We start from the raw sequence: 26,598 nt of genomic DNA, 5'->3' as shown, positions 1-26,598 counted from the left end.
TCAAGGCGAGAATTCTAAGAGACGTTCAACAATGACCCAGCACGCAGAAAACGCTCGAATTCTCATGTACAGCCACGACACGTTCGGGCTCGGCCACTTGCAGCGCTGCCGGACTATCGCGCATTCGCTGGTCGAGGATTTCCGCGGACTTCAGGTGCTTATCATTTCGGGTGCGACCATCGCTGGCGCCTTCGACTACCGGGCCCGTGTCGACTTCGTGAAGATCCCCAGCGTCATCAAGTTGCGCAACGGCGAATACACCTCGCTGGAAAAGGATATCGATCTGCATGAGACGCTCAGGATGCGCCAGTCGATCATCCGCCATACGGCCGAGACCTTCCGGCCGGATATCTTCATCGTCGACAAGGAACCGCTCGGCCTGCGCGGTGAGATTGAGGATACGCTGTCCTACCTCAAGACGCGGGGCACCACGCTGGTGCTTGGCCTGCGCGAGGTGATGGATGCGCCGCACCTGCTCGAGGCAGAGTGGGCGCGCAGGGATGTGATGCGCAAGATAGGCCTGTTCTACGACAAGGTCTGGGCCTATGGCCCGCCGGATTTCTACGATCCGTTGACCGGCTTGGATGTGCCGCCGGCTGTCAGGGCAAAGATGAGGTTCGTCGGCTTCCTGCAACGGAGCCTGCAGCGGAACGAGTTGCCTGGCCACCGGCCCGAGGGCGACTATATCCTCGTTACCACCGGTGGCGGCGGCGACGGTGCCGAATTGATCCACGACGTCATCGATGCCTATCATCAGGATCCGCAGTTGCAGCACAGGGCGCTGATCGTGCTCGGGCCTTACATGCCGGCGCGCAAGCGCAACAAGCTGCTCAGGAAGGGGTCCAAGATCCCCTACATCAAGATCATCGAGTTCGACAATCGCATGGAAGACCTGATTGCCGGCGCCAAGGCGGTAGTGGCGATGGGTGGTTACAACACCTATTGCGAGATACTGTCTTTCGATAAGCCGGCGCTGATCGTGCCGCGCATAGAGCCCCGCCAGGAACAGCTGATCCGCGCTCGGCGCGCAGCCGAACTCGGCCTCATCGAGATGCTTTTGCCGGAGGAAGCCAAGGACTCCCAGCGGTTTGCCGATGCACTGGTGGCGCTGCCGGACCGGTCCCGCCCCTCACAGAGTAATCCGCATCTGACGCTGGAAGGGCTGCCGCATATTTCCGAGATTGTCGCGGAACTGCTGGACCGGCGGGCCGGCCATCACCTTTCGGTTGTTGAAGGAACCATCTGACTTGCAACATCGCAAGATCGTCGTGGTTCTGAAGGGCTATCCACGGCTGTCGGAAACTTTTATCGCGCAGGAACTGCTCGGCCTCGAACGCGCGGGGTTCGACTTGATACTCGTCGCACTCAGGCGGCCCACCGACGCAAAACGCCACCCCGTGCATGACGAGATCAAAGCGCCCGTCCACTACCTGCCGGAATATCTGCACGACGAGCCGCTGCGCGTGCTTCGCTCGCTGTTTGCTTGTTTGCCGCGGCCGGGTTTCTGGCGCGCGCTCGGATCGCTGGCCGCCGATATCCCCCGCGACTTTACGCGCAATCGCGCACGCCGCTTCGGGCAAGCGCTCGTGCTGGCGGCCGAATGGCCGCAAGACGCGGGGTGGTTGCATGCCCATTTCGTGCACACGCCGGCATCGGTGACACGCTATGCCAGCCAGCTTCGTGGCCAGCCGTGGAGCTGCTCGGCCCATGCCAAGGATATCTGGACTTCGGCGGACTGGGATCTTGCCGGCAAGCTTTCCTCGGCGCGTTGGACAGTCACTTGCACGAAAACCGGCTTCGACCACCTGAAAAAACTCGCCAATGGCAACTCGTCCGTGCATTTGAGCTATCATGGGCTCGACCTTGAGCGCTTCGGCAGTTTCAGTGCGGCGCGAAAGCAACATGACGGCTCGGCCCAGAGCGGACCGGTCATCATTCTGAGTGTCGGGCGCGCCGTCGCAAAGAAAGGTTACGACACCTTGCTGGGAGCCCTTGCCCTGTTGCCTGGCGATCTGGACTGGCGTTTCGAGCATATCGGCGGCGGCGAGGAACTGGAACGGCTCAAGGCGCTGGCGAAAAGGCTCGGACTGGATGGTCGCATCTCCTGGAAAGGTGCGCTGGCGCAGAAGGAGGTGCTTGAGCACTACCGCCGCGCCGACATCTTTGCCCTGGCCTGCAGGATCACCGCGGATGGCGACCGGGACGGTCTGCCTAATGTTCTGGTGGAGGCGGCCAGCCAGCGGCTTGCCTGCGTGTCCACCGATATTTCCGGCGTTCCGGAGCTCTTGTCGTCGGATGAAACCGGGCTGCTGGTTCCGACAGAAAACCCGATTGCCCTGGCACAGGCGCTGGAGCGCCTGATCCGTGATCCCGTGCTGCGCGCCCGCCTCGGCGACGCCGCGGAGGCGCGCGTGCGCGGCAATTTCGATCATATGGCGAGCATTGGACAGCTCAAGGAACTGTTCGAGCGCGAGTGGCGGGCCGCCGGTTGAAGCAGCTGCGTGCGTTCCTCTATGTCCAGCACCTGCTCGGTATCGGCCATCTCGCACGCACCAGCCGCGTCGCGGCGGCTCTGGTCGATGACGGGTTTGAGGTAACCGTCGTGACCGGCGGAGCGCCGGTCTCCGGGTTTCCGGGACCGGGGGTAAAGTCCGTAACCCTGCCACCTGTCACCTCCGGTGATGAGGGATTTTCCGGGCTTGTCGACTTGCAGGGCATCCCCATCGACGATGCTTTCAAGAAACGGCGTTCAGAGATGCTGCTGCGGGCATTCCGGGATTGCAGGCCTGATATCGTCATTGTCGAGGCGTTTCCGTTTGGACGCCGGCAGATGCGTTTCGAATTGTTACCGCTGATCGAGGCCATCGCCGCGACTTCGCCCAGACCGCTGCTGGCGACGTCCGTCCGTGATATCCTCCAGGAGCGCGTCAAGCCGGGCCGAAACGAGGAAACAGTCGATCTCATCAACAGGCATTTCGACCTGGTCATGGTCCACGGCGACCCGGCTTTCGCGACCATCGACAAGACATTTCCACTGGCCGGCGCGATCAGGGCTGAGGTCACCTACACAGGGCTCGTCGCGGCGCCGCCATCGCCCGCGGCCTCCGAGCGCTTCGACATTCTGGTGTCGGTTGGCGGCGGGGCTGCCGGAAAGAGCCTTGTTCACTCCACCATCGCAGCGGCGCGGAACGCCAAAAACGGTTGGAAATGGTGTTTGATCACCGGCCCAAACCTGCCGAAAGCCGAGTTTGACACGATCGCACGCGATGCCACGCCTGGCCTGTCCATCTTCCGGTTCAGAGAGGATTTCGCCAGCCTGCTGACCGGCGCCCGCCTGTCGGTCTCGCAGGCGGGTTACAACACGGTCTGCGATGTGCTGCGCGCGGGTTGTCGCTCGCTGCTTGTTCCATTTGCGGCCGGCGGGGAAACCGAACAGACGGTTCGCGCCCTGATGCTCGAAGAACTCGGTCTGGCAACGGTGTTGACCGAAAAGGACCTGACGCCTGAAGGTCTGGCGCAAGCGATTGAACAGGCGTTTGGGGCGCCGACGCCAGCCGCGCACCGTCTCGATCTGGAAGGCGCGCGTCGCTCGGCGCAGATTCTGCGTCAGCGGTATCGAACCTGGTCGCCGAAATCCTGACGCGGGCCGCGCCTGGGTTGGATTCGCGCAAAGCGCGTCAAACAGTTCCAATCAGCATGAAGCGCGTATACTTTTTCGTCGGCAGTTCACCGGAGAACCGCACCTCCCGTAGCGCCGCCATTGCTTCGAAGGCTGCCAGTGAAGCCACGCAGTTGATATGCGTCGGCTCGCCGAAATAATCGTTGGATTGCAGCAGTACGTTCGTGCCTCGCGGAAGCAGGGCAAGCCAAGCACCCAGATCAGCTATGTGTTCGCAGCTCGTGTTGACCACCAGGTCGGGCCGCCCGGCCGCATAGTCGAGTGCGTACATATCCTCCGTCAGCGCCCGGAAGCGGTCGCCGGCTTCCCGGTTGAGGGTCCGGGCGACCGGCCCGACTTCAGGATCGATGTCGATGCTGTCGATCGCCGCAATGTCGAAACGGGCGTCGTTGAAAAGCATCGCCGGCAACACGCCGTACCATCCACCCAGAACCCATATGCGCCCGAACCGGCCGCCGCAGCTTTCGAACAGCCCGTCGAGCGCCCACATCTTGCAGGCGACCTGCTTGTGGTTGAAGGCGTTGGCGATATCGGCCTTCGGGTGCTTGGCGATGACGCGCGCCAGCCCTGCCACGAGAGGGCGATCGACATAGGCCGCAATTCCTCGGGTGAGGTCGAAGGCTTGCTCGTGCCAGTCCATGCCGGCATTGCGCGGTTGCGTGACATCCATCATATTCGCCTTGTATGTTGGGATTTCGGGCGACACAACGCAATCTTGCTGAGCGCAGCACTGCCTCCGTGCACTGCAGCTTCGAGCTTGTCATTGGCGACGAAGAAATTGCCAATACGCCATTCGCCAGCAGGTGCTTTTACATCCAGCACCCTTCCAACTGAAGGCTCCACGATCGCATATGGAACCCAGCCTAGCCCGCTACATCTGGAAGCACACCAGGAAGCAGCAGATCTGGATATTGTTGATCGTCTTGCTTTCGATGATCCCGTATTTCATGTCCTTCGACCTGCCGAAGCTGATCGTCAACGGCCCGATCCAGGGCAAGGGGTTCGAGCAACCGGGCGCGACCCTGCCCTTCATGAGGCTGCACTATAACCTGCCGTTCATTGGCGAGGTCCTGTTGTTCTCCGGCTTTCAGCTCGGCCGCAAGGCGACGCTGCTTGCCCTGAGCATTGTGTTCCTCTTGCTGGTCGTCATCAACGGCCTGTTCAAACTCTACATCAACACCTACAAGGGCCGCCTCGGCGAACGCATGTTGCGCCGTATCCGCTTCGATCTGGTCGATCGTGTGCTGCGTTTTCCGCCGATTTACTTCAAGCGGGTGAAATCCGCCGAAGTGGCGACCATGGTGAAGGACGAGGTGGAGCCGCTGGGCGGCTTCATCGGCGATGCCTTCCTGCAGCCGGTGCTGCTCGGCGGCCAGGCGCTGACGGCCATGCTGTTCATCATGGTCCAGAACGTCTGGCTCGGAGCGATAGCCATCGTGATCGTGGTGATCCAGATCGTGCTCATCCCGCGCATGCGACGGCGGCTGCTCGTGCTCGGGCGCCAACGGCAGTTGACGGCACGCGCGCTTTCGGGCCGGGTTGGCGAAATCGTCGACGGCATCGGCGCTGTTCACGTCCACGATACGTCGAACTACGAGCGCGCCGACATAGCTGCCCGGCTCGGGCTCATCTTCAAGATCCGCTTCGATCTTTACCAATGGAAATTCATGGTAAAGTTCCTCAACAATTTTCTGGCGCAGCTCACGCCCTTCCTGTTCTACATGATCGGCGGCTATCTGGTCATCGCGGGCCGGCTGGACGTCGGCCAACTCGTGGCCGTGATCGGCGCCTACAAGGACCTGCCTGGACCGATGAAGGAACTGATCGACTGGGATCAGGATCGGCAGGATGTCCAGGTCAAATACCAGCAGGTCGTCGAACAGTTCACCGTCGAGGATATCATTGCGCCGACGATCGGAGCACTGACGATCGACAATCCCGGTCCGATGACAAACCCGTTGTCGGCGGTCGGTCTGTCAATGGCGGACGATGGCGGTGCAATGCTCCTCAACCGTATCTCCATGCAGGTCAAGCCGGCCGAGACGGTGGCGCTGGTCAGCACCCCGACAGGTGGAGGGGAGGCGCTGGCAGAAGCCTTCGCGCGGCTGAACTGGCCGGAAAGCGGAAAGGTCGCTTCGGGCGCCGATGACCTGCTTGAGCTCCCCGAAGCAGTGACCGGCCGGCGCATGTCCTACGCCTCGTCGGATGTTTTCCTGTTCCAGGCAAGTCTGCGCGATAACCTGCTCTACGGGTTGAAGCATGCACCGCTGACATCGGTGACTTATGACGGCGCCGCGGCGGACCAGCAGCGCTGGAACATCGACGAGGCGCGCCGGTCGGGCAATCCGGATCTCGATATCCACAGCGACTGGATCGACTATGCTTCCGCCGGTGCTACCGGCCCGCACGACCTCTTCGAAGCGGTGCGCCGGGTGCTCGACGCGGTTCTTCTGTCGCGCGACATTCTGGATCTTGGCTTGCGCTCTTCGGCCGACCTAACGCGTCACACGAAGCTTGCCGGGCGTATCGTCGAACTGCGTGCAGCGCTGCGAACCCGGCTCGAACAGGAAGGGCTGCGCGAACTGGTGGTTCCTTTCGAGCCAGGCGCTTACAACACGGAAGCGACGATCGGCCAGAACCTGCTGTTCGGCGCTGCCGCCGGCCCCGAACTGGCCGACAAGGCTCTGGCGGCCAATCCCTATTTTGCTTCCGTGCTGAAGCAAGCCGGCCTCGACCGCACGCTCTACGAAATGGGCATGGAGATCGCCGAACAGGCGATCGAGCTGTTTGCCGACCTGCCGCCCGATCACCAGTTCTTTCAGCAGCTCGCCTTCATGAGCGCCGAGGAGATCCCCGCCTACGAGACCTTGCTGCAGCGGCTCAAGAACCGGTCCTACGAGGCGGTTTCGGAGGCCGACCGCGCCATGATCATCACTTTGAGCTTTGCCTATATCGAGCCCCGGCACCGCTTCGGCCTGCTGACCGACGAGCTGATGCGCAAGATCGTCGCCGCACGCAACCAGTTCTATGAAAACCTGCCGCCCGAGCTGCAAAACGCGATCGAACGGTATGATCCTGCCAAATATATCGCCGCGGCCACCGTCATGGACAATGTCCTGTTCGGGCGTCTGGGCAACAACCATCCCGACGCGCCGGACCGCATACGCTCCATCGTCTATGAAATTCTTGACGAGCTGGGGCTTTATGCCGAGCTTCTGAATGTCGGCTTGGATTTCAACGTCGGTGCCGGCGGCAGGCGGCTGACCGGTGGACAGCGACAGAAGCTCGATGTTGCCCGCGCCTTGCTCAAGCGTCCCGATTTTCTCATCCTCAACCGGCCGCTGTCGGCGCTCGACCAGCGCATTCAGGAAAAGGTGCTGCGAAACGTGCTCGAGGAAGCCAGACGCGACGGCCATTCGCCGGCAATTGTGTGGGTCGTGACGAGTCCGGCAATGGCCACAGGGTTCGATCGCGTTATCGTCTTTGACTCGGGTCAATTGGTGGAAGACGGTACACACGAGACACTTTTGGCAGGAAACGGTATCTTCAAGGAACTTCTGTCATAGTCTGGCAGACGCGAATTTAGGAAGGTTTGCGACAATGCTGCTCAAGGATGAAGTCGGAATGCTGCAACGCGTTCCCTTGTTCTCTGGGATTGAGCCGGCAAAGCTCAAGCTGCTCGCGTTCACATCCGATCGCGTGAAATACAGCGCCGGCCAGATTCTTTTCCGGCAGGGCGACGAGGCGGACGCCGCCTATGTCATCCTTTCAGGCAGCGCGGACATTCTGGTCGATTCCGATAGCGGGCCGATAAAAGTTGCCGAACTGCTGCCAAATTCGATCGTCGGCGAGATCGCCATATTGTGCAACAGCTCCCGCACTGCCGCCGTCAGAGCGGCAACTGATCTGGAGGCCTTGAGAATCCGCAAGGATCATTTCCTGAGGCTTATGAGGGAGTTCCCGGAAATGACGATCGAGATATTGCGGGTTCTTGCCGATCGGCTAAGCCATACGACCGCGGATCTGATCGACGCACGAACCGCCTAGAGCTACGATGGGCGAAGAGTAGTATGGACGACGATTTTTTCCTGGTCAGATTTTGGGGCGTGCGCGGCAGCATTGCGGTATCCGGGCCAGAATTCGCTCGCTATGGCGGCAACACAGTCTGCATTGAGATGCGATGCGGCAAGCATACGCTTCTGTTCGACGCGGGCTCTGGCCTGCGGCCTGCCGGCAGGGCGTTTCAGGCGGCGGATATGACCGATTTCGACCTGCTTTTCACCCATTGCCACTACGATCACATCATCGGGCTGCCGGCTTTTGCGCCGATCTTTGACCCGAGCGTCAAGCTTACCATTTGGTCCGGGCATCTTGCCGGGCGCATGACGACCCGGCAGATGATCGATGAGTTCATACGGCCGCCGTGGTTTCCGGTGAAAATGGACGTCTGCAAGGCAAAGCTCGACTGCCGCGATTTCGTGTCCGGAGACGTGCTTCGGCCGCGCGAAGGGGTCGTGGTTCGGACCGGCAGCCTTGCCCATCCGGGCGGCTGCATAGGCTACCGGGTCGAGTGGGGCGGCCGCATCGTGGCGGTGATCACGGACACCGAGCACGAGCCGGGCAAACTCGATCAGTCGGTGCTCGGCCTCATCGACGATGCCGACCTCGTCATTTACGATTGCACCTACACCGAGAAGGAAATGGAACGCCGCCGCGGTAACGGCCACTCGACATGGCAACAGGGCGTCAAGCTCTGTGAGGCGGCCGGTGCGCGGGGGCTCGCGCTATTTCACCACGATCCGGCACGCACCGACGAGCAACTGGACGAGATGGAGAAACTTGCCAAGGACCGGTTTGCCGGCGCGTTTGCCGCGCGGGACGGCCAAACGCTCGAATTTCCAGTGCAGAAAAAGCGCTGAGCTATTTTCCTCCAGAGCCCTGCCCTGATGGATCGCGGCGTTCGATCAATGTGCTGATCGGAAGCCAGGCGCAGGATTCAGCCCGTGCGGTGACCGCGAATAGCCGTTCGAGGAAAAGCCATGCCGATTCATCATGGACGAGATGGTGCGTGAGCAGGCCGACCGGCTCGCCGCCGTCGAATGCCTGCTGCAATTGCGCGATAATGGCCTGAACCAACAGGCCATGGTCGCGGCAGCCGCGAGTGCCATGCCAGTCCATGATGTCGACATTGCTGTTGATGACCGCCAGGGGAGCGGGCTTCGGCGGGCCGAAGACCGACAATGCCGCAAATCCTATAGATCCAAGGTCGGATACCACGCCGGCGTCGATCCTGTTCCAGGGCGGGACCAGCATCGGAACGGCACGTGCGCCGTGCAGGCCGGTTACGCGCGACAGCCCGCGGGCCAGATCATCGAGCACCGCCTCGGGTGGGCGATGTGCGCCGAGCTCCTGCTTTTTCTGGTCCTCGGGCGCATGATTTCGGTGCGCCCAGCCATGGATGGCGACCGTGGCATGCGGCGCCTCGTCAAGCCGGACGACAAGTTTCCCATCAGTCAGGGCCGGGATGACGGCCAGCGTGACCGGAACCGCGAATTCACCGGTCAGGTCGAGCAGCCGATCAAGCGCCGGCGTCGGATCCACGGCGTCGTCGTCGCGCAGCCAGAACTCCGCCCTGCGGCCCGTCCGTCGCAGGCGCGCCAGCTCTTTCACCAAGGGCTGCCAGATCGGATCGGATGTCATGAGACCGGGATCTTCTCGAGAAGTTCGGCCAGCCGCGCCGCTGCAGTACCGAGGGAACGTTCTTCGAGGATGAAACGTCTGGCTTCTGCGGCCATGAGGGTTCTTTCGTCGTTACGGGCCAGAAGCCTTTCAATGGCGGAAGCGAACGCCGCCACATCGCCCGGCGGGGTGAGAAACCCGGTCTGGCCATCCCGCACCACCTCCGGCACGCCGGCGATGTTCTGGGCCACCACCGGAAGGCCGGCGGCCTGTGCTTCAAGATAGGCCACACCATAGGCCTCGCCGAACCCGGGCCAGACGTAAATTCCCCCTCTGTAAAGGACATCCGGCACGGCTGCCGGCTCGATCGCGCCGAGCCATTCGATACGCTCTGCGGGCAAGCCGGCGAATTGCGCCTTGACCTCGTCACGGGCAGGCCCCTCCCCGACGACCGACATGGTCCAGGGCAGATGGCCGATCGAACCGAGCGCTTGCGCCAGCATGCGATAACTTTCGACTTTGTCGCCCGGGCGCATCATGGCGACTGTAACCAGGCGCGTCGGGCAACCCCGTGCCGGCTTTTCCCGGAATGCCGATGTGTCGATGAAGGGCGACAGTATGCCTAGGGAGGCATCGGGAATGGCATCTGCCAGTCCCTGGCGATCCCTTTGCGTGAAGCAGATGTTCAGCGCTGCCTGTTCGATGGCTCGCACCACCAACGCTTGGCTATCGGCCCACAAACCAGCGTCGCGCCGCCTGGAATAGGAGGCTTCCGCTGTCACATAGGGGACAGCAAAGGCCGACGCCAGCTCGGGTCCGATCAGGTCGGGCGCCTTGTAGTAGGGATGATAGGAGAACCAGAGGTCGGGCTTGCCGTCACGGTGCCAAAGCTTTGTCAGCCGAGTGGCTTCCTCTCGGGCCTCGATCTTGAGCGCATCGAAACTTTTCGACTCCGGTTGGCGTAGATAGAAACGCAATTCGGATGCCAGTTGGACGCTATGCCCTCCATGCTCCAGCGCCTTGACCAGCATCCGCGCCATCTGGCGGTCGCCGGAGACAACAGGATGATTGGGTGACTTCAGCGGCGCATAGAAGGCAATTCGCATCGCGCGACCCTATCATCGCAAAGCCAGGGCAAGTCAATTTCGAAGCACGATCGACTTCACCTTCAAGCAGTGGAATGTGCTATCTGATGCTCATGGAAATAGCTGCCGCTTCCGACCCGTTTGTGGCTTCTTTGCCGGTCTTCGCAAAGTTCGAAAGCGTTGCCGATATCGATAACTATCGACCTCTCCCCGATGGCTGGGCGATCGCCACCGCCGACATCGTCGGCTCGACCAAGGCGATCGAGGCCGGGCGCTATAAAACCGTCAATATGGCCGGCGCCAGCGTCATTTCGGCGCTGCTCAATGCGCTGGGTCGGCAAGACCTTCCCTATGTCTTCGGCGGTGACGGCGCGCTCGTGGCGTTCCCCGGCTCGGCGCTGGAACTGGCCCGCAACGCGCTGGCTGCTGTCCAGAGATGGGTGGCGGACGAACTGGACCTGACCTTGCGTGCGGCAATCGTGCCGATAAAGGATATAAGGGCGCAAGGCCTCGACGTCCGCGTGGCGAGGTTTCAGGCCTCCGAAGCGGCCTTCTATGCCATGTTCGCCGGCGGCGGCGGCAGTTGGGCGGAAGCCGAGATGAAAGCGGGGCGCTACCGCATCGATCCTGCGCCGGCCGGCGCGCGGCCGGATCTGACCGGCCTCTCCTGTCGCTGGAACCCGATCGAAGCCCGGCATGGCGAAATCGTCTCGATCATAGCCGTACCAGGGCCGGCGCGCGACTTGCGCGGTTTTCAGTTTCTGGCTTCCGACATCATCGCCCTCGCCGGCAGGCAGGAACGCGATGGTCACCCGGTGCCGGTGGACGGGCCGGACTACAGTTTGCTGCCCGCCGGCCTCGATGTCGAGGCGCGCGCCGCGGCGCCGCCGGGGCGGCGGTGGTTGGCGAAGCTGTGGGTAATCTTCCTGATGACGCTTACGGCTGTCGCCGACAGGTTTGGCTGGACGATCGGCAAGTTCGATCCGAAGGTCTACAAACGCGACGTGGCCAGTAATTCGGATTTCCGCAAGTTCGACGACGGCTTGAAGATGACCATCGATGTTGACGCGGATGTGTTGCAACGGATCGAGAACCGGCTGAAACAGGCAGAAGAGGCGGGCATCTGCCGCTATGGCCTGCACCGCCAGCAGTCGGCCTTGATGACATGCCTCGTAATCTCGCCGCTACAGCCCGATCACGTTCATTTCATCGATGGCGCCTCCGGTGGCTATGCGATGGCTGCCGCAAGCCTGAAGGCGAAGGTGCCTGTCTGATGGCGGCTTGCCGAAATCGGTTCTCCGCAATATGCCTTTCTGATCGTCGACACACGCAATGTATTTGGCCGCCTCGGGCTGGGTCGAGATACGGTGGTAAAGGCCTGACGGCGTCTGAGCCGGGCAATTTTTGCCCGATGTCAGGATCGTGATTGCACTCCGCCGGCAGCCTCGCCACATATGTGCGCCAGCAGATAGATGCAGTTATGCCTGCTCCTTCCCTGCTTCGAGGTGTGGCGGATCAAAGGAGAAGGCTCGTCTTCGACGGGTTTCGAGGTAGCATGAGCACAGCGCAAACAGAAATTTCGACCATTCTCATGGACAAGGTTGCCGATTGGCTGACCCAATCGGCTTTGGCCGGCAACGACTTGGAAACATTGGTAAAGGGGTTTTGCGAGCGGCTGGCTGCTGCCGGCCTGCCGCTGAAGCGGGTGCATTTGAGCTTTTCGATGCTTCATCCGCTTTATGACGCGCTTGGTTTCACCTGGATTCGCGGCCAAGGCATGGAGGTGGAAGGCTTCCGCAAACAGGACGGCGTTCATTCTGACAGGTTCCTAACCAGCCCATACTACCATCTGCTCAGCAACAAGCTCGACCATCTGCGGCGTCGGCTCGACCCGGCGGTCCCGTCGGAATTTCCTGTTTTCGATGAACTCAGGCTCATGGGCGTGACCGATTACATGGCTTTCGTCCATCCCTTCAACGGCAATACCAGTCAGGGCATGATCGGGTCCTGGTCCACCGACAGTGCTTCAGGTTTCAGCGACAGCATGATTTCGGCGCTGCTGCGTATCCAAAACCATCTCGCCATCGCAACCAAAATGGCGGTGCTCACCAAGTTGGCCGACAACATGATGACCACTTATCTCGGCGGCGACGCCGGGAGACGCGTGCTGGACGGCCAGATCAAACGCGGCGAGGGCGACACGATCCGGGCCGCACTGGTCATGGCCGATATGCGCGGGTCGACAAAGCTTGCCGAAACTTCCGGCCGCGAAATCTACATCGATACGCTGAACCAGTTTTTCGATGCCATTGCAGCACCTTTCAATCGCAAAGGCGGGCAGATCATGAGTTTCATCGGTGATGGCTTCATTGCCGTCTACCCTTGCGAAAGGCATCGCTCGCAGTCCGAGATCGCCTGCCAGTCTGCTCTGGCGGCAGCGCACAAGGCCACTGCGCGCATGATGGATCTCAATCTGCGAAGGAAGGAAAAAGGCTTGTCCGACATAAAATTTGGCATCGGCCTGCATGTCGGCAACGTGATGTTCGGCAATGTCGGGCTTACCGACCGGCTCACATTCTCTGTCTTCGGCTCGGCTGTAAACGAGGTCCAGCGCCTCCAGACCCTGACCAAGAAATATCCGCACCGCGTTCTCGCCAGCAAGGACTTCGCCAGCTATTGCGGCGCCAACAGCTGGCTGACGCTCGGCAGCGAGGAACTGGCCGGGATCAAGCAGAAGCTGACGGTGCTTTCACCCGATCTGTCGGGCGCTCTCGCACTCGATGAAGACGGTGCGCTGGAGCCGATTTACGACCGGAGATCGGAGGCCGAGCAGGTCATGCTGCTTCATCGCGATGCCGCACGGCTGTCGGCGGGCGACCGGAGGAAGCTCCAGTAGCCAGCCCCAATCTGATCCGAACGCCTTGGCAAGCAGTCCGGTCGCTGGTTCCGCCGCTGGCGATCGTTCGAATCCAAGTTGCTCTAGGCTGGCAATGCGGTAGTCTTGCTTCCAGGGCCTGCCGCCTGGCAGGCCCCAGGGTGGGGCTGGTGTGAGAATGAATGCAGGCGTTGATCTGCTGCGGATCGAGGATGTTGGCATCTCTTTTGCCATTATCGGGGGACCGTTGCATGCCGTCAGACGTGCAAATCTCCGCGTCCTGCCCGGCAAGGTTACCGCGCTTGTGGGCGAGTCCGGTTCCGGAAAATCGGTTCTCAGCCAGGCAGTAATGGGCATTTTGCCGAACACAGCCCATGTTCGCGGCCGTATCCTGTTTTCCGATCCTGAAAAGCCCGGCACGACGCAGGATATCCTGCAGATGCCGCGTGACGGGCCCGAAATCCGGGCGTTGAGAGGCAGCCGCATCGGCAAGATCTTTCAGGAGCCTATGACATCGCTGTCGCCGCTGCACACGATCGGCAACCAGGTCAGCGAATCCCTGCAGATTCATACGCCCATGGCGCGGGCGGAGCGAAAGGCGCGGACTGAGGAAATGCTCAGCCTTGTCGGCTTTCCCAATCCCAAGCGCGCCTATGACATGTATCCGTTTGAACTTTCGGGAGGATTGCGTCAGCGCGCCATGATCGCCATGGCGCTGATCTGCCGGCCCGCTTTGTTGATCGCCGACGAGCCGACGACGGCGTTGGACGTCACCATCCAGGCACAAATCCTGCAATTGCTACGCGAGCTTCAGACCAAGCTGAACATGGCGATGCTGCTGATCACGCACGACCTCGGCGTGGTCGCCAATGTTGCCGACGAGGTGGTGGTCATTTACCATGGCGAGATCATGGAAGCGGGACCTGTCGAGGCAATATTCCGCCGGCCAAGTCACCCTTACCTGAAGGGCCTGATGGCAGCCGTTCCGCATTTCGACCTGAAGCCTGGCGAAAGGCTGAAGGCGCTGCGCGAGGTGCCGGTGAATGTCGAGAACCTGCTTGGCAAGCAGACGGCGCCGGCATCGAAGGGGCCGAGCGACATCCTGCTGTCGGTCAGGGACCTGACAAAGACCTTCACCATCCGCAAGTCTGGTTGGTTCGGCGGGGATCATCAAACCTCTGTTCGCGCCGTGGACGGCGTGAGCTTCGACATCAGGCGGGGTGAGTGCCTGGGTCTGGTCGGCGAAAGCGGCTCCGGCAAAACCACCGTCAGCAAGATCCTCATGCGGGCTGTCACGCCTAACGGCGGCTCGGTGATCTTCAATGGCCGCGATGGACCGATCGACGTCTTGGGAGGCGACAGAGACGCCCTGCGCCTGCTGCGCGCGAAAATCCAGATGATCTTTCAAGATCCGGTTTCGTCGCTTTCACCTCGCATGACGGTGGAAAACATCTTGAGCGAGCCGTTGGAAATCCATCAACGGGGCAATGCCGCGTCCCGACTAGCCACGGTCAAGAGCCTTATGCAGGCGATCGGGCTCGATCCGCGCTTCATCAAGCGTTATCCGCACAGTTTCTCCGGCGGGCAGCGTCAGCGTATCGGCATCGCGCGCGCGCTGGCGCTGGGGCCCGAACTCCTGATCTGCGACGAGCCGGTTTCGGCGCTCGATGTCTCTGTCCAGGCGCAGATCCTGAACCTCCTGAAGGACCTGCAGAAGGAACTGGGCCTGACTTACCTATTCATATCCCATAACCTGGCGGTGGTGGACTACATGGCAGACCGCATCGCGGTGATGTGCGGCGGGCGTATCGTCGAGCTTGCCCCGCGCGAAATTCTGCTTAGGAAACCGGTCCACCCCTACACGCGCTCACTGGTCGCCGCTGTACCTTTTCCCGATCTCGACAGGCCGATGGATTTCAAGACGCTGAAGCTCAGCGGCGCTTCCGACAGCAGCGCATGGGGACCGCAATTCCGCGACGAGGGCGACGAGGATGTGCTGTCGCCGCTCGATCTTGGCGGCGGCCACCTCGTGCTGGCCCGACGTTCGGCCGATGTCAGCGAGCTACGCCCTTGATCAGCCGGCGCACCGTCCTTGGACTCATGGCTTCGGCGTTTCTGCCGGGCACGGTACGCGCAGGCGACCTGGAGCCTGAATTTCTTCAGCCGCAGCTGAAGGCCAGGGCGCTGCCGGCACTGGCCGAACGCCTGCCCAAGAGCCCGCGCGTATTGAATCTCGCCGCCATGGGCCGGCAGCCCGGCCAATATGGCGGCACGCTGCGCACGATCATCGGCAGCCAGAAAGATATCCGGATGATGACCATCTATGGGTATGCTCGCCTGGTCGGCTATGACGAAAAGCTTAACATGCAACCCGACATCCTCGAAAGTTTCGACGTAGCACATGATCGTGTCTTCACTTTCAAGATCCGGGAAGGACATAAATGGTCTGACGGCAGCCTGTTGACGCCGGAGGATTTTCGCTATTGCTGGGAAGATGTCTGGCTGAACGATGAGCTTTCGCAAGGCGGGCTTGCTCCGAGCCTGCTGGCAGATGGCAAGCCGCCACGCTTCGAGATCGTCGACCCGTTGACGGTCCGCTACAGTTGGGAGGCGCCAAATCCCGACTTCCTGCCCAAGCTCGCTGCCGCCTCGCCGCTGTCACTTGTTCTGCCGGCCGCCTATCTCAAGCAGTTCCACAAGAAATACCAAGATCCATTCCGGCTCGCCGGCCTAATGACGGAGAACCGGGCAAAGAAATGGACGCTCCTGCATATCCGCATGTCGCGGCAGTATCGCCCGGAGAACCCGGAGCTGCCGACGCTCGATCCCTGGCAGAACCGGACCAAGCCGCCGGCTGAACAGTTCATCTTCGAGCGAAACCCGTTCTTTCATAGAATAGACGAGAATGGCCGGCAGCTGCCCTATGTTGACCAGATTGTCATGAATGTCAGCTCGTCGGCGATCATTTCCGCCAAGACCGGTGCGGGTGAGAGCGACCTGCAAAGCATGGGAATTGACTTCTCCGACTACTCTTTTCTGAAGGATGCGGAGAAGCGTTACCCCGTGAAGATGCATCTCTGGAAACGCACACAGGGTTCGCGGCTGGCGCTCCTGCCCAACCTGAATTGTGCCGATCAGGTTTGGCGTAACCTTTTTCGTGACGTGCGCGTACGCCGCGCGCTTTCCCTCGCTGTGGACAGGCGCGAGATCAATTTGGCTGTATTCTACGGATTGGCGCAGGAAAGTGCCGATACGGTCCTGCCGGAGAGCCCGCTCTACCGGCCGGAATTCGCGAAGGCCTGGGTCGCCCATGATCCCGACCAGGCCAACGCCCTGCTCGACGAGGTCGGCCTTCAAACGCGCGACGATGACGGCCTGCGGGTACTTCCCGATGGGCGCCCGGCGCAGGTCATAGTGGAAACGGCCGGCGAAAGCACGCTGGAAACCGACGCGCTTGAGCTCATCACCGATCACTGGCGCCAGATCGGCATCGCCCTGTTCGTCCGGACTTCGCAGCGCGACATCTTCCGCAGCCGCGCGCTTGGCGGCGAGATCATGATGTCGATGTGGTCGGGCATAGACAATGGCGTGCCGACCCCCGACATGAATCCGTACCAGTTGGCCCCCACCATCGACGACCAGCTGCAATGGCCACTCTGGGGCGCTCACTACCTGTCCCATGGCAAGATGGGTGAGGCGCCCGATCTTCCTGAAGTGGTCGAGTTGGTGGCTTTGCTCAAGCGCTGGAACGCTTCGTCTGAGGCCGCGGAGCGCGCCGAGATCTGGAATTCAATGCTGTCGATCTACACCGATCAGGTGTTTTCGATCGGCACTGTGAACGGAACGCATCAGCCGGTTCTGGTGTCCTCACGGCTGCGCAATCTGCCTGACAAGGCGCTCTACGGCTATGACCCGACCGCCTATTTCGGTGTCTACATGCCCGATACCTTCTGGCTTGGAGAGTCCTGAGCGTGTTTCGATATATTGTCTGGCGCATCGCTGTGATGGTTCCAACGCTGCTGATCATATCGGCGCTGGTGTTCACGATCATCGAACTTCCCCCAGGCGACTATTTCGACAGCTATGTCTCCGAGCTTCGGGCTCAGGGTGAAGCGGTAGATTCCGATCGCATCAAAATGATGCGGAAGGAATATGGGTTCGACCAGCCGCCGGTCATTCGCTACTTCTACTGGGTCGGCGGGATGCTGCACGGCGATTTCGGCTATTCCTTCGAGTATGAGCTGCCGGTTCGCGACGTCGTCGGGGACCGAATGTGGCTGACCGTCCTGGTTTCCTTCGTCACGATCATCTTCACCTGGCTCATTGCCTTTCCCATCGGCATGTACTCCGCCACGCATCAATACAGTTGGGGCGACTACGGCCTTACTCTCTTCGGCCTTCTCGGCCTTGCCATTCCCAATTTCATGCTGGCGCTGATCCTGATGTATTTCGCCAATATCTGGTTCGGCACCTCCATCGGCCATCTCATGGACCCGCAATATCTCAGTGAGCCGATGAGCTGGGCCAAGGCGAAGTCGATCCTCGCCCATCTCTGGATCCCGGTCTTGATCATCGGCACCGGCGGCACGGCAAGCATGATCCGGCGGCTGCGCGCCAATCTGCTCGATGAGCTTCACAAGCAATATGTCGTGACCGCGCGCGCCAAAGGCCTTCATCCCTTCAAGGCGCTCGTCAAATATCCGCTGCGCATGGCGCTCAATTTCTTCATTTCCGACATCGGCTCCATCCTGCCGGCCATCATCTCCGGTGCCGAAATCACCGCGATCGTGCTGTCTTTGGAGACGACGGGGCCGATGCTGATCAGAGCGCTGCAAAGCCAGGACATGTATCTGGCAGGGTCTTTCCTGATGTTCCTCGCCTTCCTGACGGTGATCGGTGTCCTGATTTCCGACCTGGCGCTGGCGCTGCTTGATCCACGAATTCGTTTGCAGGGCGGCAGCACCAAATGAACAAGCAATCCCCCCTGCCCGCTCCGGGTGCCCCACTGCAGCACTACGTTTCCATCGCGCCCTTCGACCTGCAATCAGTCGAGGCGATGACGGCGGAGCAGTCGAAGGTCTTTCAGGCATCGCAGTTGCGCCTGATGTGGTGGAAATTCCGACGGCACCGGCTTGCCCTTGTATCCGGCATATTTCTGGCAGCGCTCTATTTCGGGATCCTGATCTGCGAGTTCCTGGCGCCCTACAATCTGCACACGCGCAACATGGACTACATCTATTCGCCGCCGCAGCGGGTACACCTGTTCCACGACGGCCAGCTTGTCGGGCCCTTCGTCTATGGTCGCCAGATGACGCTGGATATGGACACACTCAAGCGGAACTACATCGACAACCAGGATGATGTTCAACGGATTCGTTTCTTCTGCAAGGGCGACCGTTACCGGTTCTGGGGCCTGGTCGAAGGTGACAGGCATTTTGTCTGTCCTGCCGAAAACGGCCAGCTCTTTCTGGCCGGCACCGACAGGCTGGGACGCGATGTGCTCTCGCGTATCATCTATGGCGCACGCATTTCACTCACGATCGGCCTTGTCGGCATCAGTTTCAGCTTCCTGCTCGGCATTGTCATAGGTGGACTGGCTGGCTATCACGGCGGCATCTTCGACCTGATCGTCCAACGGATAATCGAAGTTCTGCAATCGATCCCCAGCATTCCGCTATGGCTGGCTCTGGCGGCGATCATGCCGATAACCTGGAGTCCAATCCTGATCTATTTCGGCATCACCGTCATCCTCGGGCTGATCCACTGGACCGGACTGGCGCGGGCCGTGCGTTCAAAGCTTCTGGCCTTGCGCGAGGAGGATTACGTTCTGGCCGCGCAATTGATGGGCGCCAGCAGCAGCCGCATTATCCGTCGGCACCTCATCCCCGGTTTCATGTCGCATCTGATCGCAACGGCGACGATCTCCATACCCGGCATGATCTTGGGCGAGACGGCGCTGAGCTTCCTTGGGCTGGGCCTGAGGCCACCGACAACCAGCTGGGGCATCCTGCTAACCGAGGCGCGCAGCGTCAGCGTCATCGCGTTCTATCCATGGCTGCTTTTGCCGATGCTCCCCGTCATTCTCGTCATCCTGGCGTTCAACTTCCTCGGCGACGGCTTGCGGGACGCCGCAGACCCCTACAAGTGAGATCGCTATTCCGCCGCGCGCCGGGCCGCCGGCAGCCTGTTCGGTTGTTGCAGTGTCCATTGTTGACCTCTATATGCGACGAGACTCGATCGGGTTGATCGCGGGCATTATCGATCGCTTGAACTGGTTCAGGACGCACAAACGCATATGAGTCGCCTCGAGAGTTTCATCCGCAGGATGACCGCACAGCGCGACATTCTCGATCAGATCTGCGCCGAGGTAGCGAAGATTGAGGGTCCCGTGCTCGAGCTCGGCCTCGGCAATGGCCGGACATTCCACCATCTGCGCGAGCGCCTGCCCGGACGCCGGATCGTGGCGTTCGACCGCGCGCTGGCCGCCCACTCCAGCTCGATTCCCGAAGCTGAAAACCTCGTGCTCGGCGAAATACGCGAGACGGCAAGCAGGTTCATCGGCATCGACGCCGCTCTCGTTCATGCCGATATCGGCACGGGCTATGAAGATCTCGATGCAGTGACCTCTACCTGGCTTCCCGATCTGACCGCGCGCCTGCTTCGTGTCGGCGGCATGGCGGTCAGCGGCACGCCGCTCGATCACCCGCAATTGCAGCGCCTCGCGCCGCCGCCTTCAGTGCCCGCCGATCGCTATTTTATCTGCAGGCGCGTGTGAGGGTCCGGAACAACCAAATCTTCGGGCCCGGGTCTTCAGGGGCCAGGTCTTCAGGGGTCAGGTAGTCAGGGGATCGTATACACCGCTACCTCTCGCTCAATGCCGCGCAGCGAGACTTCGTAGGGCACGGGCTTCAGCGCACTCCTGCGCAACAGATCGGCGGTGAGATTGTCGTCGACCACCGAACGGGTGGCGAAGATCGCCTGTGCGTTGGCCAGATTCTGGACCCGTGAAGCAATGTTGACCGTCTGGCCAAAATAGTCCTGCCGCTCGTTCATGGACACGGCGATGCAAGGGCCGGCATGGACGCCGATCTTGAGCAGCAGGTCCTCGCGCCCGCTCTTGTCGTTGAGCGCACGCATGGCTTCGCGCATCCTGAGGGCCGCGGCAATCGCACGATCAGGCGTTGCGAAGGTCGCCATCACCGCATCACCGATCGTCTTGACCACCGCGCCGGCCTCCGCCGCGACGATCTCGTGCAGAACCTGGAAATGCGCGCGCACGAGATCGAAGGCCGCAAGGTCGCCCACCCGTTCGTAAAGGGCGGTCGAACCGCGCAGGTCGGTGAACAGGAAGGTCAGGCTGGTGATTTTCAGCCGCTGGTTGATGTCGAGCGTATCCGTGCGATAGAGATCGCGGAACGTCTGGTTGGTGAGCAGGCGCTTGGCGGTGAGGAAGGGCCGGCGTTTACCCAGGAAATCGTGCAAGGCCTGGCCGGCGATGAAAACCGTCGGCAGCACGCGCGTGTCGGTCCTGTTTTCCAGGGAAATGCGCAACGGGCCGGGTTGCATCTCCAGCGTCTGGTTCTGGACATGGTCGCGGTCGAAGACCAAAGAGAGGCTTCGGCGCTCCTTTGTTGGTTCGCCCTTCACGTCGATGAACTGCGCTGAATGGGTGACCGGCTCGAAGACGATGACGAATTCGGACGGAAGCTGTATGGGCAGAAGCGCCTTTTCACCGGGCGCAAGCTCGATATCTTCCAGCGAAAACGCTTCCAGCTTTTTCGCGAAATCCTCATCCGGCACATCAACACCCGAAGCCCAGTAGATCTGGCGGAAATATTCCACCAGCGGCAGTTCGTGTGGATTGTGGGCGGCAATCCTGCGTATGCGCGGACTGACGGTGAATGTCACCTCGACCATCTCGTCGAGGGTTGGCGAATAGCCCTCGGAGCACAGCGCGCAGGTGTATTCATCTTTCTGCAGGGTTTTCAGCGTGGCGTTGGTGTCGAGCACGCCGCCACAGCCTGGGCATAGAACATTCCAGGAAACATCGAAAATGCCCACCCGCGCCGCATGGAGAAATGCGCTTATGGTGCGCTCCTCGTCGAGGCCGTGCTTGCTGGCGAAGGCTGGCGCATTGATGCGGCAAAGTTCGCGGTCGTTGCCGTCCGCGACGGTTCGCTTGATCGCGTCGATTACCAGTGGATCGACATCGGTCGATTGCCGCAGAAGCGAGAACAGATCCTGAGCTTCATTCATCCTGCCGGCTCCAGAAAATGCGCCTCCCAGACGTGTTGATCGGACTGCCCTTGGTGCGAGTGCTGCATTTTACTTCGAAACGGACCATTCGGATAGACAAGCCTGATGATGGTTCAATTTCCATTCGGCGGATTTTCTCCGGCCGCAAGCGGCACTATGATGGTCGATAGGCGTTCATCTTTGGGGTTTTCTCCTGTGCCGACACCCGACAACCCGCCATTTCCCGCCGCCCTGCGCCTTTTCTCGGCGGGGGTCATCATCGTCCTGATCGTCGGCGCCGGCCTGTTTTTCGCGCCTGAGCTGGTCAAGCCGCGGTGGCCTTGGCCTGTCACGCCGTTCAGTGCCCGCTTCCTCGGCGGCTTCTACACCGCCGAAATGGCGGTGATGGCAGCGCTGCTGGTCTGGAATCGCTGGTCGCCCGGCAGGCTCGTCCTCGTCATGGCCTTCATCTTCACCGTCATCGTGTCGGCGGTTTCGTTGATCAATCTCGGCTATTTCAACTTCGAGCGAAAAGCGGCCTGGCTCTGGTTCCTGGTCTATCTTGCCTCGGCGGCGGTATCCGGGCTGTTCCTTTGGCGGACCAGGGCCTATCCCCCAGCAAAAGGCGTGACCCCTAACCCCACATGGCGCGGCTACATGTTGGCGGAAGCCGCGATCCTTGGCCTCTATGGCATCGGCATGTTGCTATTCCCTCAAAGGGTCAGCAGCACCTGGCCATGGCCGGTCGATCCCTTCCACGCCCAGGTCTACAGCGCCATCTTCCTCGCCGGCGCTGGCGGCGCCTATCTCGTCTGGAAAAACGCGCCGCGCGAGGAACTGCTGGTGCTCGGCCTGGCGCAGTTTCTGGTCGGCCTGCTTGCCATCCTTGGCCTCGTCATCACCGACGCTGCGGTGCACCGGATCGACTGGAGTGCGACCAAGACATTGTGCTGGCTCGCGCTTTTCGGCTGGATCGGCATCAGCGGCGCCTTCAAACTCTACGCCGCCTCCCGGTATTTTGGTTCGCAATCGGCATCATAGGCTGCAGAGATAGCTGGATTTTCAGGTGACGCCCGGCGCAACGTGCTGGGCCGATTGGGTTCGAGCACTTCACCGTTTCAAGGAAACGGCGAATTGCTCTATCCTTGGTTCTGACGCAATTCCGGGCGGAAAACCGCTCACACTTTTCCTGGAATTGCTGTAGCCGGGAACGCCATGACCAGCACGACCTCGCCATCCGAGAAAGTCCGGCCGCAGCTTCGAGCCGTGCGGCCAAGCGATGCGGAGGCGCTTTGCGCTATCTTCAACATGCCGGGTTTCCGCTGGGGCACGCTCAGGATGCCTTTCGAGATGGTGGAGCAGGTGGAGCGGCGCATCGCCAAGTGCGGCCAGGAAACCACCTGGATCGTTGCCGAGTTGGACGGCAGGATCGTCGGCCATGGCAACCTGGTTGTCCAGGGTTCGCCGCGCCGTTCGCATATAGGCGAGATCAATATCGGCCTTGACGATGCCTTTGTCGGCAAGGGCATCGGCTCTGCCATACTTGGCGCGCTGCTTGACGTTGCCGACAATTGGCGCGCGCTGAAGCGGGTCGAATTGACCGTCTATGCCGACAACGAGCCGGCCATCCGCCTCTACACCAGCCACGGCTTCGAGGTCGAAGGCCGGCATGTGAAGGCCGGCTTTACCGACGGGCGGTATCACGACCTTCTGAGCATGGCCCGGCTGCGGTTCTGATGACCGCCGTCTTCGCCCCAGCCCCTACGCCTCCGGTGGAAATTCTGGCTGTGCTGTCGCTGCTCTGCCCGGAAGTCGTGCGTGACATCGAGCAGAACTGGAATGCATCGGTTTCCGATTACGCCCGCCATCTGTGGCGGCCGGTGGCAAGGCCTGCATCCGGCCCGGCGATCGCTGCCCGCTCGATCCTGCGCGAAGTCCTGCATCAGCGCCTCGGTGCGATCATGCAGCCTGAGGAGATCGGCAAGATCCTCGAAGAGTTCGAGCACAGACCGGTAATTCAGTCCGGCCTGCACTGCCTGCTTCTGATGGACCGGATCACCTTCGATGCCCTTCTGCTTGCCTGGCTCGGCGCGGTCGAAAACGGGCTGTCGGCCTTCTTCGGCTTCATGGGAACGACGATGACCATGGAGACAATTGGCCGGGAGGGGCCGGGCTGGCTCGATGTCGGCGACGACAAGGTCAACCTGTTTGGCATGGGGCGCCACAAACTGTGCCGCAAAAGCGTTTGCGCGGCCGGTCCCGTCACCCTCAACAGGCGCGCCCTCGAAGCGGTGTGCGACGAAACGGATGCCAGCCGCTGGCTGGGCACACTGCTCGCCAGCCACGACAAGGTGTTTGCAACCGCCGCCGATGCGCTGACAGAACTCAACGAGGATCTGGTCGCCGGTTGGGATCGTTCCGGCATGGCCCTGCCGGTTTTGATCGATGACCGGCTCGCCGCTGCTGCCATGGCGCGGCATCTAGACCATGACGGCGGCCTTCTTTCCAGGCTGCTCTTCGAGCCCGCAAGGCGCCGGCGTCTCGAGCATGCCTTGCAAGAGGCCGCATCGAGCCCATTTGGCAGATTCCTGCCCAATGCCACCGCCTATTTCTGGGGCATCCGCGAGGAGCGCGTGCGCAAGCTCGTCCTCGAGAACGGGCAGCTGATCGAGCCTGACAGGCCGCATGGTCTTTCCATCCCGTTCGAGCGGCCGCATCTCAAGCAGGCGCTGCTGGACGGTGTGCTGCTGCCGGACTTGTTCCTGACGTTCCTCGTCCTTGCCATATTGCCGCGCGTGCGGGTCGTGGGCGGCTTGAGACAGATTGGCTATGTAGCGCTTTTCCACTCGATCCTGCTGGCTGCGCTGGATGAAAACGCGCCGGAAGAGCGCGATCTGGCCGCGGAGCTGCAGGTTCGGGAAAATGCCTGGGGCACGCGGGTCATCGATGAAAAGATCTCGGTCCGCGAGCAGCTTGCCGGCCTCCCGGAAGGGGCGCCCTTCGCGGACTTGCTCCGGCAATACCGTTCGCGGACATTTGCCGAGACCACCGACGACCTGAAACTGGTGCGCGAAAACGCCCGATGGTGCAAGATCGGCCGGGCCTCCGGCCTCTGATCGGGCCGCTACCCGGTCATTGCACCAAACCGGCCTTGCGGAGCCCGTCGACCATGAGTTCGAAATCGGCAGGGTTCTTGTAAGGCAAGACTTTGCGACGGTATTCCAGCGAAAAGTCGGGATTGACGCGAAGCATGTCCTGCCATGCCGCGCGGGCCTCCTCCAAACGGCCCAGATGGCCGTAGCTGGCGGCCAGGAGCGCGCGAGAGACGTCGGTCACAGCGTTGCGAGCCAGCCGTTGCAGCAGGAGGTCAACGGCCTCGTTGTATCGTCCCAGTTGAAACAACGCCAAAGCCTGGAAGTGCAGAAGCACATCCGCAAAGTACGGGTTCAAGGACTTTCCCCGGGCGAAACTCTCGAGGGCCTCCTCGGATTTGCCTGAATAGTACAGCGTTTCGCCGCGGCAGACGTGCGCTTCGGCGAAGTTCGGATTGAGGACCAGTGCGCGCTCGACCTCGTCGATGGCCTCATCGTGCCGTCGTGTGTACAGCTTGGCTATCGCCAGCGCCCAGTGCGCCCAGGGATCGTTGTCATCCAGCGTTACCGCCCGCGTTGCGGCCTCTTCGGCTTGCGCCATCGATTCCGGCGGCGACGCTCCCCACCTGTTCAGGTAATCGACGCCGTGCGTGAGGGCGAGGAAAGCGTGGGCAGAGGCAAAGTTCGGGTCCAGTTCGGTGGCACGTTGCAAGAGATCGCGGGCTGCGACGTTCGTCTCCTTCGTCAGCCGGTGCCACAGCTCCCGGCCGCGCAGGAAACAGTCATACGCCTCGGTGTTGCGCGGGTGCTCCGGCGCCAGCCGTTGCCGGGCATCGTCGGTCAGGTTGAGCGCCAGCGCACCGACGATCTGCTGCGTCACGTCGTCCTGCACGGCGAATATGTCGGTCAGGTCGCGATCGAACCGCTCCGCCCAAAGATGGCCGCCTGAAATTGCATCGATGAGCTGCGCGGTGATCCGCACCCTGTTGCCCGACTTGCGTACGCTGCCTTCGAGCACATGCCGCACGCCGAGTTTCGCGCCCACCTCCTGCACATGGACGTTCTGGCCCTTAAAGGTGAACGACGAATTGCGTGCGATGACGAAGAGTTGCGACAGTTTTGACAGCGCCGTGATGATGTCTTCGGAGATGCCGTCGGCGAAATAGTCCTGTTCGGCGTCACCGCTCATGTTGGCAAACGGCAGCACGGCGATCGACAGCTTCGGCGGCACTGCCGCAGCCGGCCGGCTCGTCGCGGTTTCCGGGGTCGCGGCCGCCTTGGCCCCCGCGCCGACCTGCAGCGAATAGACCCGGACCGGCTCGGCGATGTTCTTAAGCTGTGTGCTGCCGAGATCGCTGACCGAGAGGTCAAGCCTCGCCTTGACCTGGCGGTAGGCATCCTCGGACAGGCAGATGGCGCCGGGCGCCGCGACACCCTCCAGACGCGAGGCGATGTTGACGCCGTCGCCCATCAGGTCGCCGTCGCTTTCTTCGACCACATCCCCCAGATGGATGCCGATCCTGAACTCGATGCGGCGGTCCTGCGGCACGCCGGCATTGCGCTCAACCATGCCGTTCTGGATCTCAACGGCGCAGCGCACGGCATCCACCACACTGCGGAACTCAACCAGCGCCCCGTCGCCGGTGCGCTTGATCACCCGCCCGTTGTGGACTGCGATGGTGGGATCGATCAGGTCGCTGCGCAGCGTCCGCAACCTCGCCAAGGTACGCTCTTCGTCCGCGCTCGCGAGCCGGCTGTATCCGACCACATCTGCAGCCAGGATTGCGGCCAGCTTGCGGTTCTCGCTCATGCGTCGGTCTCCTTATCTCCAAGATAGCAGGAAGACAGCGGGTAGAGGGAACTTTCGCAAACGACGGCCGCGCAACCGCCCGGCTCGGCAGCGCTCTGCCGCAGGAACCATCCGATCTCTCGATGGCTATTTGCGCTGCCGCT

21 protein-coding genes are annotated in these 26,598 nt (G+C 61.4%); 16 read left to right on the top strand and 5 right to left on the bottom strand.

Annotated elements, in window-relative coordinates; genetic code table 11:
- Positions 1-31 precede the first annotated feature (31 nt).
- The 3 genes from EN808_RS16565 to EN808_RS16555 are packed head-to-tail and all read left to right on the top strand — an operon-like array spanning position 32 to position 3,640.
- Complete coding sequence (locus tag EN808_RS16565) at positions 32-1,246, top strand: glycosyltransferase family protein (RefSeq protein WP_127870132.1); 1,215 nt, start codon at positions 32-34, stop codon at positions 1,244-1,246.
- Between the two features lies 1 nt (position 1,247).
- Positions 1,248-2,492 (top strand): glycosyltransferase family 4 protein, encoded by a 1,245-nt coding sequence (locus tag EN808_RS16560; RefSeq protein ID WP_135916396.1) that lies wholly within the window; start codon positions 1,248-1,250, stop codon positions 2,490-2,492.
- Positions 2,489-3,640, top strand: coding sequence for a glycosyltransferase family protein (locus tag EN808_RS16555; protein WP_135916395.1), 1,152 nt, complete (start codon positions 2,489-2,491; stop codon positions 3,638-3,640). The genes EN808_RS16560 and EN808_RS16555 overlap by 4 nt, the downstream gene beginning before the upstream one ends.
- Before the next feature lie 37 nt (positions 3,641-3,677).
- Here EN808_RS16555 and EN808_RS16550 read toward each other — a convergent pair whose 3' ends face one another.
- Positions 3,678-4,349 (bottom strand): class I SAM-dependent methyltransferase, encoded by a 672-nt coding sequence (locus EN808_RS16550; RefSeq protein WP_135916394.1) that lies wholly within the window; start codon positions 4,347-4,349, stop codon positions 3,678-3,680.
- Positions 4,350-4,530: 181 nt separating this feature from the next.
- Here EN808_RS16550 and EN808_RS16545 point away from each other — a divergent pair, with 181 nt between their 5' ends.
- The 3 genes from EN808_RS16545 to EN808_RS16535 are packed head-to-tail and all read left to right on the top strand — an operon-like array spanning position 4,531 to position 8,598.
- Entirely contained in the window at positions 4,531-7,245 is a 2,715-nt protein-coding gene (locus EN808_RS16545) for an ABC transporter ATP-binding protein (protein ID WP_135916393.1), read from the top strand.
- 34 nt (positions 7,246-7,279) lie between these two features.
- Positions 7,280-7,726, top strand: coding sequence for a cyclic nucleotide-binding domain-containing protein (locus EN808_RS16540; protein WP_127870127.1), 447 nt, complete (start codon positions 7,280-7,282; stop codon positions 7,724-7,726).
- Positions 7,727-7,749: 23 nt separating this feature from the next.
- Complete coding sequence (locus EN808_RS16535; protein WP_127870126.1) at positions 7,750-8,598, top strand: MBL fold metallo-hydrolase; 849 nt, start codon at positions 7,750-7,752, stop codon at positions 8,596-8,598.
- 1 nt (position 8,599) lies between these two features.
- Here EN808_RS16535 and EN808_RS16530 read toward each other — a convergent pair whose 3' ends face one another.
- Both EN808_RS16530 and EN808_RS16525 read right to left on the bottom strand, forming a co-directional pair.
- The gene (locus EN808_RS16530) at positions 8,600-9,379 is read right to left on the bottom strand and encodes a polysaccharide deacetylase family protein (protein WP_135882432.1); all 780 of its coding nucleotides are present in this window, start codon (positions 9,377-9,379) and stop codon (positions 8,600-8,602) included.
- Complete coding sequence (locus tag EN808_RS16525) at positions 9,376-10,464, bottom strand: glycosyltransferase family 4 protein (RefSeq protein WP_135916392.1); 1,089 nt, start codon at positions 10,462-10,464, stop codon at positions 9,376-9,378. Before EN808_RS16525 ends, EN808_RS16530 begins: the two co-directional genes overlap by 4 nt.
- Before the next feature lie 74 nt (positions 10,465-10,538).
- Between EN808_RS16525 and EN808_RS16520 the strand changes: the two genes are divergently transcribed.
- From EN808_RS16520 to EN808_RS16490, 7 genes are all read left to right on the top strand, one after another.
- Complete coding sequence (locus tag EN808_RS16520; RefSeq protein ID WP_127275924.1) at positions 10,539-11,717, top strand: DUF3095 domain-containing protein; 1,179 nt, start codon at positions 10,539-10,541, stop codon at positions 11,715-11,717.
- Between the two features lie 281 nt (positions 11,718-11,998).
- The gene (locus EN808_RS16515) at positions 11,999-13,339 is read left to right on the top strand and encodes an adenylate/guanylate cyclase domain-containing protein (RefSeq protein WP_127275931.1); all 1,341 of its coding nucleotides are present in this window, start codon (positions 11,999-12,001) and stop codon (positions 13,337-13,339) included.
- A gap of 157 nt (positions 13,340-13,496) precedes the next feature.
- Positions 13,497-15,392: an ABC transporter ATP-binding protein gene (locus EN808_RS16510; RefSeq protein ID WP_127870122.1), complete on the top strand. Its 1,896-nt coding sequence runs from the start codon at positions 13,497-13,499 to the stop codon at positions 15,390-15,392.
- Positions 15,389-17,287 carry an ABC transporter substrate-binding protein gene (locus tag EN808_RS16505; RefSeq protein ID WP_135916391.1) on the top strand — a complete coding sequence of 633 codons (1,899 nt, stop codon included), beginning with the start codon at positions 15,389-15,391 and terminating at the stop codon, positions 17,285-17,287. Before EN808_RS16510 ends, EN808_RS16505 begins: the two co-directional genes overlap by 4 nt.
- 2 nt (positions 17,288-17,289) lie before the next feature.
- Positions 17,290-18,288, top strand: coding sequence for an ABC transporter permease (locus EN808_RS16500; protein ID WP_127870121.1), 999 nt, complete (start codon positions 17,290-17,292; stop codon positions 18,286-18,288).
- Positions 18,285-19,466, top strand: coding sequence for an ABC transporter permease (locus EN808_RS16495; protein WP_127870120.1), 1,182 nt, complete (start codon positions 18,285-18,287; stop codon positions 19,464-19,466). The genes EN808_RS16500 and EN808_RS16495 overlap by 4 nt, the downstream gene beginning before the upstream one ends.
- Positions 19,467-19,613: 147 nt before the next feature.
- On the top strand, positions 19,614-20,093 hold the full coding sequence (locus tag EN808_RS16490; protein ID WP_127870119.1) for a class I SAM-dependent methyltransferase: 480 nt from the start codon (positions 19,614-19,616) through the stop codon (positions 20,091-20,093).
- Positions 20,094-20,158: 65 nt separating this feature from the next.
- Here EN808_RS16490 and EN808_RS16485 read toward each other — a convergent pair whose 3' ends face one another.
- On the bottom strand, positions 20,159-21,574 hold the full coding sequence (locus EN808_RS16485; RefSeq protein ID WP_127870118.1) for an adenylate/guanylate cyclase domain-containing protein: 1,416 nt from the start codon (positions 21,572-21,574) through the stop codon (positions 20,159-20,161).
- Between the two features lie 195 nt (positions 21,575-21,769).
- On the opposite strand from EN808_RS16485, the gene EN808_RS16480 reads away from it, so the two are divergent.
- From EN808_RS16480 to EN808_RS16470, 3 genes are all read left to right on the top strand, one after another.
- The gene (locus EN808_RS16480; RefSeq protein ID WP_135916390.1) at positions 21,770-22,594 is read left to right on the top strand and encodes a hypothetical protein; all 825 of its coding nucleotides are present in this window, start codon (positions 21,770-21,772) and stop codon (positions 22,592-22,594) included.
- Between the two features lie 174 nt (positions 22,595-22,768).
- Positions 22,769-23,290, top strand: coding sequence for a GNAT family N-acetyltransferase (locus EN808_RS16475; RefSeq protein WP_135916389.1), 522 nt, complete (start codon positions 22,769-22,771; stop codon positions 23,288-23,290).
- The gene (locus EN808_RS16470) at positions 23,290-24,669 is read left to right on the top strand and encodes a hypothetical protein (protein WP_135916388.1); all 1,380 of its coding nucleotides are present in this window, start codon (positions 23,290-23,292) and stop codon (positions 24,667-24,669) included. The genes EN808_RS16475 and EN808_RS16470 overlap by 1 nt, the downstream gene beginning before the upstream one ends.
- A gap of 16 nt (positions 24,670-24,685) precedes the next feature.
- Here EN808_RS16470 and EN808_RS16465 read toward each other — a convergent pair whose 3' ends face one another.
- Complete coding sequence (locus tag EN808_RS16465; protein WP_135916387.1) at positions 24,686-26,455, bottom strand: adenylate/guanylate cyclase domain-containing protein; 1,770 nt, start codon at positions 26,453-26,455, stop codon at positions 24,686-24,688.
- Positions 26,456-26,598 lie beyond the last annotated feature (143 nt).

Source organism: Mesorhizobium sp. M8A.F.Ca.ET.165.01.1.1 (genome assembly GCF_004792065.1).
In the GTDB taxonomy this organism is placed as follows: Bacteria; Pseudomonadota; Alphaproteobacteria; order Rhizobiales; family Rhizobiaceae; genus Mesorhizobium.
This window is presented reverse-complemented; position numbering and strand designations above follow the sequence as displayed.